Consider the following 12,012-nt stretch of genomic DNA (forward strand, 5'->3'; position numbering starts at 1 on the left):
TGACCTTTTTTCAAAGGTCAGCGCCCTTACAGCTTCACCTCTATTCACACCTACATACTCTTTGGTGCAGTCAAACCAATAATGTGCAAGCCATTTTGCAAGGTCAACTGCAGAGCCTGAATCAAGCAGAGACGAGCCTGACTTAACTCAAGGTCCTCTGTTATCACCTTATGCTTATTATAATAGCTATGAAATTGACCAGCGAACTCCATAAGATAATGAATAAACTTATGAGGGGCAAGATCCAGGGCACTGCCCTCAATAGCCGCCGGAAAACCAGACAGAGTTTTCAGGAGAGCCAACTCTTCCGGCTCCTGTAACCTCTGCAGTAGGCTTGATCCTACCTCTGCCGGCACAATTCCCCTCTCACCACTCTGGGCAAGAATAGAGCAGAGACGGGCATGGGCATACTGCACATAATAAACAGGATTATCCTGGCTTTGACTGGTGGCAAGATCGAGATCAAATTCCAGCTGACTATCTGCCTTACGAAGCATATAGAAGAAACGTAATACGTCTTCCCCTACCACATCGATAAGCTCATCAACAGTAACAAAATTTGCCTTACGGGTCGACATTTTCACCTGCTTGCCATCCCGGGTCAGAGTAACAAATTGATGCAAAAGCACGGTAACCTTAGAAGCATCATATCCCAGGGCCTCAACACCTGAGAGAACATCGGGTACGGTGGCAATATGATCAGAGCCGAAGATATCAATCAGCCAATCAAAGTTCCGCTTAAACTTCTCACGGTGATAGGCAATATCGGGAAGACGATAGGTGGGCTCGCCGGTGGATTTAATGATAACACGGTCTTTCTCTTGACCTAACTTTGTAGTCTCAAACCATACTGCGTCATCTTTTTCGTAGACAAGTCCCTTATCACGCAACTCCTGAACAACAGAATCAATATGACCATTCTCATAGAGAGAGCGCTCATTGTAGTAATTGTCAAAATGGATGCCCATACGTTCAAGGGTACCAGAGATATCCTTAAAGATAGCCTTTTCAGCTTGATCTTTAAAGGGTTCTACATCCGGTTCATCCTTTAATTTTTCTCCGTGCTCATCAACAAGGCTCTGAGCAATATCAATAATATACTCACCCTGATAACCATCCTCTGGAAAAGAGAACTCGGCACCAATAAGCTCAAGATAGCGGGCCCGGGTAGATTCCCCCAAAACACGCATCTGACGGCCGGCATTATTATAATAGTATTCACGAAAAACATCGTGGTTAGTAGCCTCAAGCAAACGGGCAATGGAATCACCGAGAATTGCCTGACGGCCATGACCAATAGAGAGAGGGCCCGTAGGGTTAGCGCTGACAAATTCAACCATCACCTTACGACCGGCGCCCACCTGACTGCGACCAAAGTTCTCTCCTGCAGAAAAGACCTCAGCCAATACCCCGTGCCATACAGCTGGTTGAATGGTGATATTGACAAAGCCCGGGCCTGCAATCTCTACCCCTGCAACAATAGCAGTTTCCAGGCCAAGCTTTTCGGCAACAATGCCCGCAAGCTCACGCGGATTGCGTTTTTCAATACCTGCAAGCACCAGAGCTATATTGGTCGAAAAATCGCCCTGCCCCTCATGCTTTGGCAACTCTACGGTATACTTGCCAGCACCACGATCACTCCACGATCCATTGTCTACACCTTCCTGAAAACAACGATCCAAAAGCTCTTTTAACTGTGAACGAATCATAAATAATACACCTTATCTAAAGCACTACGTGAAAGCACATTTTAAAATCAATCTACATACAATCTATTGTTTGTATGCCCCAGCATACAAAGTATTTCATAGCTAATGGTATCTGCCCATTCGGCAATATCATCCGCTGTAATTCTCTCATTTCCCTGCTCACCGAGGAGTACGACCTCATCCCCTGCCGTCACATTTTCAATATCGGTAACGTCCACAACACAGGCATTCATACATATCTGCCCACGTACAGGAGCCCGCTGACCACGAATCAAAACCTCGGCCTTATTGGACAGAGACCTACGATAACCATCCTCATACCCCGTTGGCAAAACAGCAAGAAGTGTTGGCCTTTTGGTAATATAGCTATGACCGTAACTGACGCCTGTTCCGGCGGCCACCTTTTTAACCTGTAAAATTCTGCTACGAAAACTCATGGCAGGAATAAAGGGACTCGTGCCTCCACCCTCTATCGCACCTGCAGGATGATAACCATAAATACTAATACCCGAACGGCCCATATCAAAAAGAGACTCGGGAAAGTTAAGCACGCCACCGGAATTTGCAAGATGACAAACAGTTGAAAATTCAGATTTTAAAACCACATCTAAACTTGCAAAGCGACGAATACCATCACGACTTGATGGAGAATTGACAACATCTGCCTCGGGGAAATGGCTTAACATTCCGGCAACAAAGACCCCTGAAAGTCGGGAAATATTATGGGCTACGCCAAGTACCTGCTCAGGCTCAAAGCCCAGACGCCTCATACCTGTATCGACCTTTATATGACAACCTATTTCATAACCACGTTTCACCCCCTCTACAGAAAGGGCCACAATATCTTCATAGCAGTGAACAACGGGGGTTAGCCTATAGTCAAACATAAGGCCGACCGCATCCAGATCAAAGCCAAGCATAACAAAGATATCACCGGTAATACCAGCATCTCGCAGGAGGACAGCCTCTCGAATCTCAGCTACGCCAAAAGAGCTACAGGCAACATCCTGCAGGGCCTTTGCCACCTCAACTGCGCCATGACCATAGGCATCAGCCTTGACCATAGCCATCAGCTTCCCACCCTGGCCCATCTTGTCCTGCATGGTCTTAAAATTTTTTCTTAAGGCAGAACGACATACAGTCACATTATTAAAGGAATTTCGTTTCATAATCTTATAGCTCCCAGGCCAGAATACACGAATGCATCCGACATATAAAAGTTAAAGTTACATACTCCGACACACCAACAAATGACGCATGAAAATTGTGCAACTAACGATTTTGTAACCAGGCCCTCCAGCCATAACGGCTAGAGAAAAATAGAGACCAACCAATGGTACAACAAAAAAATGCCAGATATGATGAAGGCAAAAGTGACATACGCAACAGAATACCCATGAAAGCCATACAGAAAACAAGTCCCCATGTTTTCCAAGAATATACAGCGCCCAGACAGGTTCCGTCATTGAGCAACAGTATACGCTGAATGCTCCTACGGGCAGCACGATCAAGAATCAAATACGATTTCAAACTTCCGGATATAATTGCCAGGATAATGATGAGATAAGACGAATGTCCCTTTTCAATATAGCTCATGCCACGATAAAAAAGAAAAACCCCCATAAATGTCCATAACATTGCAGCTACGGCTAGGTGAACTTTTCTTTTAACTCCTGGTTTAAAACGCAATAAAAAAGAATTGGCCATTTCAAATGGTTCCTTCGAAAATTCTTACCTGTACACTACCAAATCTATAACTTCATCTCAAAGGATACCGCTTCAGCAGAACAGACACAACAACTTTATAAGATAGCAATATAACAGCAATCTCTACAAACAAAACAAGCCCACCTTCCAGGAGAAAGATGGGCTTGTAAACTGTATAAAGACCGAATTACATCTCAGTTACAGTGATTGCGCCTTCAGGACAAACTTCAACGCAGGTCTCACAACCAAGACACTCATCAGGCTCAGCAACGCTAGCTTTACCATCTACCATCTCAAAAACCTGTGCTGGACATGCTGCTACACATTCTTCATCACCACTACACTTGTCTACGTCTACGATTACTTCAAACATGATAATTTCTCCATAAAGTTTCTTTAAAAGCAGAATTTCTACCTGCCAAATTTGCCAACGCTTACGCTTACGCGTTTCGTGTAATGTTCCATTATCCGACCCCCCAGTTTTTGTCAAGAAAAAAGGAAAAGTTAGGGCCACCTCAAAAAAACAATAAGAAACAACCTGCCCATCAAAGCCGTTCAACCTTAATAAAACAATTGAAAATATCATATATTCCAAGCTAGTAAAGAAAAATTACAGACTACGAAAAGAGCATAGCTCTGTCCTTCTACCTTTTTTTTCACTTTACTGTTGACCCTCAGCTGACTTTCAAATTATGTTCAATAACTTCATTTAACATTCTTCAAATAAAATATAGGCAGAGAAAACTTATGGCTAAGCAAACCGCACCAGAAAAGAAAAAACAGTACAAGGCAGAAAAACGCGAGAAGGCGATGATTGAAGGAATTCTTGAGGGAAGCCCTGATGCTATAGGCGTTGTAATCATTCGTATAGGCTGCGGCTGTCGTAAAATGGCCGCTATTGCCAAAGATGGCGAACCGGCATCCAAGGTGATCATTTACCGAGATGGAGCCACCAGCATCTGTGATAAGTGCAAGGAAGATGATGGCGCCTTTATGCGGGTGACCGAATCCTTTATTCACTGGGTAGAGCCAGAACCAAGCGATAAGAAAAAAAAAGAGATCGAGCTCAAGGTATTAGGCTCAGCACCGACCAACTAAGATCCGCCATAAGGATGCCCCTCCAACCAGACGAGGTGCATCCTTGCTGGAACAGTGAGAAGAGTTACGCTTTTTTCAAAGCGGCAGTAAGGGCATAGAAATGACCGGGAACTCGACTCTCAAAGCTCATCTCCTTCTTTGTATGCGGATGAGTTATGGTCAAATGGGCTGCATGCAGGGCAAGTCTTTTCATCTCATCGCTCTTAACCCCATAGATCTTATCGGCAATAATAGAGTGTCCCTTATCGGCAAGTTGAACACGCACCTGATGCTTCACCTCGGTCTTCGGTCGTAGACTCAGCAAACTATAGTTAGCAGAGTGCTGAAGCAGGCTGTACTCTGTTTCTGCAGGACGGGTCTTCTCACCGGCAACCGTCACATACATCTTATGAATCATGTTTTCTGCCAAATTTGCCCGCAACACCCCCTCTGTCTGCACAGGCACCCCATGCACAGCCGCCACATAAGAGACGTTAAAATCACTCCAATTATCGAGTAGATGACGTCTGGCCTTTTCTGTCTTGGCAAAGATGAGAAGCCCCGAGGCCTCCTTGTCCACATGATGGATGAGAAAGACCCTATTACTAGACTTGGCAACACCTTTTTTCACATAATTTGTCAGACGAAAATAGGCAGTATTTTCGTTGTCCTTATCTCTACTGGTGGTGGCAAGACCTGCTACCTTATCCACCAATATAATATCATTGTCTTCATAGACAATGGGTAAGCCCCTTGGCTGATATTTCTTGGGAGGGGCCTTAAATTTCTTATTCGTTTCCATAATTCATCTCTTTTATTTTCAGACAGGCAAGAAATACTTACCAAATAGACTACAAAGAACATTTTGTGCTTTGCTCTATACAAAGGAGTATAGGCAATTACAAGGGACTTTTCGTAGCTGAACAGCGGTACCTGGCAAGAAATTTATCCAGTTGATTGGCAAATTTTTGTCGATCAACCGAGCTCAGAGGCCGCGGACCACCCGTTTCTACCCCGCTTGCCCGCAGATATTCCATAAAATCCCGCATACTCAAACGAGAGGCAATATCTTCCCTTGAGAAAACCTCTCCCCGAGGCTGAGGACATATCCATCGCTATCAAGCACCCGAACTGCCAGAGGAATATCCGCTGTTAGCACCAGATCTCCTGCCTGCATCCGTTCAACAATTTCAGAATCTACCACATCAGGCCCCGAACCGACTCGATGCGACGAAATCCACGACAAAATCCACGACAAAATCCACGACGATTTTGGCACGGCAAGGTATCTATTTGCCACCAAAAGAACCTCCTGTTGCAGACGATCGGCAACCTTATATAGAATTTCCTTACATGCAACAGGGCAGGCATCTGCATCAACTCAAATCTTCATATTTGCCGCAGTTCTATTTTCCAAAAGAAGATTAAAAAAATAGGGCGTGCCAAGGACACCCCCTAGTTCAGACAACAGCTATACAATCTCCTCTCAGGCAGAGCCTAGAGAGTAAAACCAGGATCATCATCGCCCACAAGCTCACGCACCTCTTTTACCTTAAAGGTAACAAAGTATATGGTGTCACTAACAGGTAGTTCACAGTTTTTTGCGGGATGACGATGATACTTATTAACAAGTTCAGGATCGCTTGTCTCTTCAACAAGATCCAATTGTAGGCGAACGCCCCGATAATCATCGCCCTCTTCAATAAAAAGATATGCCGCCTGACCATTGGTCAGTAGGTTGCGATGGGATCGCTTATCAGCCATGACAAAACCCAATATGCCATCAGCCAGGCAGTGTGGATGAGAATAGATAGCACTGTCCACCCTGCCATTAGCATCTGCGGTGGCAAAGACAGCGGTCCCTCTGGTGTTTTCAAAATACTCTGCAAGTTTCATGATCTCCCCTCGTGAATTCCATAAAATAATCGAGATCCCATCGCCCCCTTGCACCGAATCTACGGCTGCAAAGAGTCTGGCTACAAAATCTCTATTCCTTGCCATTGAAAACCAACAATGATCTTATCACCCAAGGCAAGAGTGGGAAAAAAGCCTAGGGGCGAATGCGTATAGGCCTCTCATCATTGATCTACAAAACAATATCCAGACACTATTGGGATATCGTTACCAGTTGCCATCGCCTGCTCCAGACAATTTTACAGGAAAGACGATATAAACATTGTACCAAAACATCAGCAAATAAAATAACATTTTCCCAAAAGTATAGTGAGCAGAAAAGAGCTGACACGCATCTCCCTTTCAATTCAACAAAAAAGAGAAGCCGACCCGACAACTGTCGCCGGTCACAAGATCCATCTCGGAATAAAGAGACTCACAACTCACCATCGAAAAATGCCCCTCTACCATATGAACGAAGTGAACACCTAACTCCACATTCACCACTTAATATCATAATACAAAGACAAAACAACGACATTAGCCACTCTCTCCCCCTAAATATACTGCCTATACAGCCAGCACAGTATCCATATTTACCGAAAACCCCTCACAAGACAACGTAAACAGAACAAACAATGCCCGCTTAATCATTGCAAAGAAATATCAGCAGTGCTAGGCTAAGAAAACAGATCATCATTCATGTTAAATCTAAAATACGCGAACAGCAGGAGCTATGAAACCAACAAATACAGAAATCACCATTGAGGCATATGATATAAACGCCAGTAAATATGCCAATAAATTCATGGAATTCATACCATACCAAGAAAAGATCAAGCTCTTTCAAGAAAATTTCCTAACAGAGAACTCAAGCATTCTTGACCTCGGTTGCGGACCTGGAAACAATGCCAATTTTCTACTTAAGGCTGACAGAGGCTACCAAATCGAGGGGGTGGATCTGTCTGCCCAGATGATAGAGCTTGCCAAAAAAAATGCGCCCGATACCAATTTCAGAGTACAGGACATTCGCACCATCACCTCTGATAAGATGTACAATGCCATCATTGCCTCTTTTTGCATAGTCCACCTCGCGGACCAAGAAACCTCTTCCTTAATAGAGAAGATTGCAAAAATGCTCAAAGAGAATGGCCACCTCTACCTCAGCTTTATGGAGGGAAAAGTAGCGGGACTCGAGAGCACAAGCTTCTCTAAGGAGGACATCTTCTTTAACTACTATGAACGATCCGAACTGGTAAAGTTACTTGCTAGAAATGATCTTGAAACCGTGGAAATATTGGACGATGACTATAAAGAGGGGGATGGTTCTACCACCAAGGATGTTTTTATCTTTGCCCGGAAATGTTAGTTAGCGAGCAAAGGGTTTTGCAAGAGAGGCTGGTAAACGTCAGAACCTCTCCTTGTGATTGACACAGCCAACCTCCCTCTGCAAAAGGAAGGAGATAGTTATGCCTTCTTTGCCTGCCTACACCTCGCCAGAAAGCCCTCCGTCCACTGCGGAGTACCATCGGCATGGACATGGGTATACATGGCCAAGACATTTTTATAGCAGAGGCCATCACGACCATCCCTAAAACCTGTTCCCCGGGTCATCTTCAAACAGAGATCGGCGACATCACCATCCCAGCCAAGAACGGTGGAATAGCGAAATTCATGCCCCTTCACCTCAAGTCCCCGGGAATAGTAGGGATTTTCTCCCTCCACCTCAAAGATTGAATAGCCATGAGCCTGAGGTTTTTTTGACATGCCAAAACGGCTGGGAAAGATCCCGGCAAAGGTGAACTCCTCTTCACCCAACACCAGGGTCTGACCCAGATAAATCAGGCCGCCACACTCGGCATAGACGGGCATATCCGCTTCGACGGCATCCCGGAGGGAATGAAGAAAGGCCGTATTAGCGGCAAGGGCGGCAGCACTTGTCTCGGGAAAACCACCACCAATATAGAGCCCATCAAGCTCCGGCAGGACGGCATCATGAATAGCATCAAGGTAGACCAGTTCCGCCCCGCCTCGTTCAAGGGCCTCAAGGTTCTCTGAATAGTAAAACTGGAAGGCGGCATCACGAATCACGCCAATGCGAAGGGAAGGTGGCACGACTGGAGGCAGGAAACAGGAGTCTTTTTTGGCCTCAACCGACACCATCATCTCTTTTACCTGCTCCAGATCAAGATGTTCTTCGACCAAATCGGCAAGAAATTCCACGGCCGCATCACTGTCACCATACTCCTGATGGGGCACCATGCCCAGATGGCGCATGGGAAAGACCTCACGACGGGTGCGTGGAATCGTCCCCACCACAGGAATTCCCGTATACTTCTCAACGGCCTCAACCACGATCTTACGTTGGCGTCCCGTGGCTATTTGATTAAGGACAACACCACAGATATTTACCCGGGGATCAAAGAGTTTACAGCCCAGGACAAGGGCAGCAATGGTACGGGTTGTTTTAGTACAATTTACCACCAGAAGAACGGGTAGGCCAAGATTAATGGCAAGCTCTGCCGTGGAAAAGCCACCCTCAACATTGACGCCATCATAGAGCCCTCTATTGCCCTCGACAATGGCATAGTCCGCCCCGGCTGCACGGCTAACAAAAGAACTGCGTATTGCCTCCTCCTCCATAAAAAACGGGTCCAGATTATAGCATTTTCCCTTTGCCGCCTCCTGCAACCAACCGGCATCTATATAATCCGGCCCCTTTTTAAAGGGCACCACCTCGGCCCCACTCCTTATCAGAGCAGCCGTTAGCCCAACAGAAACAATACTCTTACCGGAACCACCCGATAAACCTGCCACCACAATTCCTTTTGTCCCTTTCATATTCTCAACCACAACGTTTTAATTAATGTCCTGCCTGCCCGTAAAGTTGCCACGCAGTTCCATATAAATCCAGCAATCGCCTCTCAAAAAGCAGACGCCAATGCTCAAGTTCCTCTCCCGTCAGTTTAGCTGGCACATAGAGAGGCTCCCCATAAAAGAAATCCACTCTACTAAAGGGCCTGGGCAGAGCCATCCGGTCCCAGGAGTTAAAGACAATATAACTCGATGCCGACCAGGCAAGGGGCAACATGGGCGCCCCCGTCCTTGAGGCAATGAGAACCCCACCCGACTGCACCTTCAGAGCCGGACCCTGGGAGCCATCGGCAACAATTCCAGCACTCCCTCCGTTTTTCACATCTCGTAACACGTGTTTCAGGGCACGCATACCACCAGAATTATGCGAACCACGGGCAGTTTTATAGCCCAACAGTTCCGCCAAGCTGGCAATATAATCACCGTCGGAGCTGGCACTGACCATCACCGTTGCCGAGTCGTTACGGAGCTGAGAGAGGATAAACAAAATAGAGTAATGCCAAAAAAGACCCACCACATTTTGCCCACTATCAAGGCTTGTTTCTCGGTATTGACTGCCATGCACCTTCACCCGACAGGTGGCAAACCACAGTCGCAAGAGCCAGGAGGCAAGTTTGGGCACACAGTATTTGACTATCCTCTTCGACAATTTTTCTTTCTCTTCTCTCACTAGCCTATCTCCAACTCTAAACGTCGCAGAGCCTTTATCTGATCACGTAGGGCTGCTGCCTCTTCAAAGGCCAGATCGGCCGCAGCCTGTTGCATCTCTTTTTCAAGTTTGCCTATCTCTTTTTCCAGCTCCTGCATACTGGCATAAACCGGTAGATCCTCAGCCATCTTGGCAGTTTTTCCATCATAATTATCAGCCTGATATCCCGTCTGCCTAAGATGGCGTTGCAGGGTATCCTTCACCGGCGAGATAATAGTTTGAGGAACAATACCATGTTCTCTATTATAGGCCTCCTGTATTTTTCGCCTACGCTCGGTCTCGGCAATGGTATACGCCATGGAGCCGGTGATACGATCGGCATACATAATAACAGTACCATTAACATTACGGGCGGCTCGACCACAGGTCTGCACCAGAGAGCGTTCTGAACGCAAAAAGCCCTCCTTATCGGCATCAAGAATGGCCACCAAAGAGACCTCCGGTATATCAAGACCTTCCCGCAGGAGATTGATGCCCACCAAGACATTGTACTCCCCCTTGCGCAGAGATTGAATCAACTCCATACGCTGCAGGGTCTTCACATCTGAATGAAGATAACGGACCTTAATACCCAACTGTTCATAGTATTCGGTGAGATCTTCAGCCATACGCTTGGTCAGAGTGGTAACCAGCACCGCCTCGTCCCGCTCAGTGCGAAGCCGGATCTCTTCCAGTAGATCATCCACCTGGCTGCTAGCAGGACGCACCTCAATTTTCGGATCAAGCAGACCCGTGGGACGAATCACCTGCTCCACCACCACCCCATGCGATTGCTCCAGTTCATAGGGGCCGGGAGTTGCGGAAACATAGATTGCCTGATGAATTCGCTCGGTAAACTCCTGAAAGCGCAGAGGTCGATTATCAAGGGCCGAAGGTAGGCGGAAGCCATATTTAACCAAGGTCTCCTTACGAGAGCGATCGCCATTGTACATGCCGTTGAGCTGACCAATACCAATATGACTCTCATCAATGAGAAGAAGAAAATCATCGGGGAAATAATCCAGCAGGTTCGGCGGTGGAGCGCCTGCCTCCTTCCCGGTCAGATGGCGACTGTAATTTTCAATCCCCGTGCAGTACCCCAGCTCTGTCATCATCTCCAGATCAAACATGGTACGCTGTTCAATTCTCTGCGCCTCCACCAAACGGTGTTCTCGCTGAAAATAGTCCAATCGCTCCTTCAGCTCTTTTTTAATCTCCTCGGTAGCCACCTGCAGACGATCCTTTGAGGTAACAAAGTGGCTACCGGGAAAGATCGTATATTCAGCCAATTCCTCCAGAGTCTTCCCCCGCAGAGGATCAATAAGAGAAATTTTTTCAAGGGTATCACCAAAGAACTCCAGACGGATTGCCCTCTCCTCCTCATGAACGGGAAATATATCAACCACATCACCACGCACCCGGAAGGTTCCTCGATGAAAGGAGGTATCATTACGCTCATACTGCATAAAGACAAGCCGACGCTGAATCTTCTCCATGGCATAATCTTTATCGCGCTCGAGAAGAAGATGCATATTCTTATACTCATCAGGTGAGCCAAGACCATAGATACAGGATACAGAGGCCACAATCAATACATCACGACGGGTAAGCAGGGATCTGGTTGCCGAGTGACGCATCTTATCAATGGCATCATTTATTGATGAGTCCTTTTCAATATAGCTATCCGAGGCAGGAATATAGGCCTCTGGCTGATAGTAATCATAGTAGGAGACAAAATATTCGACGGCGTTATGAGGAAAAAGCTCCTTAAACTCAGCAAAGAGTTGCCCGGCCAGAGTCTTGTTGGGGGCTATCACCAAAGCTGGCCGCTGGAGCTCTGCCACCACATTGGCCAGGGTAAAGGTCTTGCCTGAGCCGGTTACCCCCAGTAAGACCTGATCACAATCACCACGACGTACACCCGCCACCAGTTCCTCGATGGCTTTTGGCTGATCACCAGAGGGTGTATACGGGGAAACAAGTTGAAAAGGAGTATCCATAAAAATCCCGAATATAGAGTTTAATACAATCCACCGCCTTGCACGATAGTCACTTGCAGGAGGC

11 protein-coding genes and 1 pseudogene are annotated in these 12,012 nt (G+C 46.5%); 2 read left to right on the plus strand and 10 right to left on the minus strand.

All coding sequences use genetic code 11. The features are described from left to right. Positions 1-50 precede the first annotated feature (50 nt). The 4 genes from argS to DP_RS19310 all read right to left on the minus strand — a co-directional run bounded on the left by argS (position 51) and on the right by DP_RS19310 (position 3,789). Complete coding sequence (gene argS / locus DP_RS13975) at positions 51-1,709, minus strand: arginine--tRNA ligase (RefSeq protein ID WP_011189993.1); 1,659 nt, start codon at positions 1,707-1,709, stop codon at positions 51-53. A 47-nt stretch (positions 1,710-1,756) separates the two neighbouring features. After that, a complete protein-coding gene (gene alr / locus DP_RS13980; RefSeq protein ID WP_011189994.1) occupies positions 1,757-2,878 on the minus strand; it encodes an alanine racemase in 1,122 nt (373 codons plus the stop codon). 103 nt (positions 2,879-2,981) lie between these two features. Further along, the gene (locus DP_RS13985; protein WP_011189995.1) at positions 2,982-3,416 is read right to left on the minus strand and encodes a hypothetical protein; all 435 of its coding nucleotides are present in this window, start codon (positions 3,414-3,416) and stop codon (positions 2,982-2,984) included. Positions 3,417-3,603: 187 nt separating this feature from the next. Then, entirely contained in the window at positions 3,604-3,789 is a 186-nt protein-coding gene (locus DP_RS19310; protein ID WP_041278827.1) for a 4Fe-4S dicluster domain-containing protein, read from the minus strand. Between the two features lie 374 nt (positions 3,790-4,163). Here DP_RS19310 and DP_RS13995 point away from each other — a divergent pair, with 374 nt between their 5' ends. Beyond that, on the plus strand, positions 4,164-4,514 hold the full coding sequence (locus tag DP_RS13995; protein WP_011189997.1) for a hypothetical protein: 351 nt from the start codon (positions 4,164-4,166) through the stop codon (positions 4,512-4,514). A 64-nt stretch (positions 4,515-4,578) separates the two neighbouring features. On the opposite strand, the gene DP_RS14000 is transcribed toward DP_RS13995, so the two are convergent. From DP_RS14000 to DP_RS14010, 3 genes and pseudogenes are all read right to left on the minus strand, one after another. Continuing rightward, positions 4,579-5,295: an RluA family pseudouridine synthase gene (locus tag DP_RS14000; protein ID WP_011189998.1), complete on the minus strand. Its 717-nt coding sequence runs from the start codon at positions 5,293-5,295 to the stop codon at positions 4,579-4,581. 97 nt (positions 5,296-5,392) lie between these two features. Continuing rightward, positions 5,393-5,838, minus strand: a pseudogene (locus tag DP_RS19315) (YaiI/YqxD family protein). Positions 5,839-5,990: 152 nt separating this feature from the next. Then, the gene (locus tag DP_RS14010) at positions 5,991-6,389 is read right to left on the minus strand and encodes a pyridoxamine 5'-phosphate oxidase family protein (protein WP_041278828.1); all 399 of its coding nucleotides are present in this window, start codon (positions 6,387-6,389) and stop codon (positions 5,991-5,993) included. Between the two features lie 733 nt (positions 6,390-7,122). Between DP_RS14010 and DP_RS14015 the strand changes: the two genes are divergently transcribed. Next, positions 7,123-7,755: a class I SAM-dependent methyltransferase gene (locus tag DP_RS14015; protein WP_011190003.1), complete on the plus strand. Its 633-nt coding sequence runs from the start codon at positions 7,123-7,125 to the stop codon at positions 7,753-7,755. Positions 7,756-7,853: 98 nt separating this feature from the next. Here the strand turns inward: DP_RS14015 and DP_RS14020 are convergent, their stop codons facing one another. The 3 genes from DP_RS14020 to uvrB are packed head-to-tail and all read right to left on the minus strand — an operon-like array spanning position 7,854 to position 11,948. Further along, on the minus strand, positions 7,854-9,227 hold the full coding sequence (locus tag DP_RS14020) for a cobyrinate a,c-diamide synthase (RefSeq protein ID WP_041278046.1): 1,374 nt from the start codon (positions 9,225-9,227) through the stop codon (positions 7,854-7,856). A gap of 22 nt (positions 9,228-9,249) precedes the next feature. Next, complete coding sequence (locus DP_RS14025; RefSeq protein WP_011190005.1) at positions 9,250-9,930, minus strand: lysophospholipid acyltransferase family protein; 681 nt, start codon at positions 9,928-9,930, stop codon at positions 9,250-9,252. After that, a complete protein-coding gene (uvrB, locus tag DP_RS14030) occupies positions 9,930-11,948 on the minus strand; it encodes an excinuclease ABC subunit UvrB (RefSeq protein WP_041278830.1) in 2,019 nt (672 codons plus the stop codon). Before uvrB ends, DP_RS14025 begins: the two co-directional genes overlap by 1 nt. Between the last annotated feature and the right edge of the window lie 64 nt (positions 11,949-12,012).

This window comes from Desulfotalea psychrophila LSv54 (assembly GCF_000025945.1).
In the GTDB taxonomy this organism is placed as follows: domain Bacteria; phylum Desulfobacterota; class Desulfobulbia; order Desulfobulbales; family Desulfocapsaceae; genus Desulfotalea; species Desulfotalea psychrophila.

Excerpts from the sequence above, each read along its gene's own strand:
- argS (WP_011189993.1), bottom strand. The coding sequence starts at position 1,709 with ATGATTCGTTCACAGTTAAAAGAGCTTTTGGATCGTTGTTTTCAGGAA.
- alr (WP_011189994.1), bottom strand. The coding sequence starts at position 2,878 with ATGAAACGAAATTCCTTTAATAATGTGACTGTATGTCGTTCTGCCTTA.
- DP_RS13985 (WP_011189995.1), bottom strand. The coding sequence starts at position 3,416 with ATGGCCAATTCTTTTTTATTGCGTTTTAAACCAGGAGTTAAAAGAAAA.
- DP_RS19310 (WP_041278827.1), bottom strand. The coding sequence starts at position 3,789 with ATGTTTGAAGTAATCGTAGACGTAGACAAGTGTAGTGGTGATGAAGAA.
- DP_RS13995 (WP_011189997.1), top strand. The coding sequence starts at position 4,164 with ATGGCTAAGCAAACCGCACCAGAAAAGAAAAAACAGTACAAGGCAGAA.
- DP_RS14000 (WP_011189998.1), bottom strand. The coding sequence starts at position 5,295 with ATGGAAACGAATAAGAAATTTAAGGCCCCTCCCAAGAAATATCAGCCA.
- DP_RS14010 (WP_041278828.1), bottom strand. The coding sequence starts at position 6,389 with ATGAAACTTGCAGAGTATTTTGAAAACACCAGAGGGACCGCTGTCTTT.
- DP_RS14015 (WP_011190003.1), top strand. The coding sequence starts at position 7,123 with ATGAAACCAACAAATACAGAAATCACCATTGAGGCATATGATATAAAC.
- DP_RS14020 (WP_041278046.1), bottom strand. The coding sequence starts at position 9,227 with ATGAAAGGGACAAAAGGAATTGTGGTGGCAGGTTTATCGGGTGGTTCC.
- uvrB (WP_041278830.1), bottom strand. The coding sequence starts at position 11,948 with ATGGATACTCCTTTTCAACTTGTTTCCCCGTATACACCCTCTGGTGAT.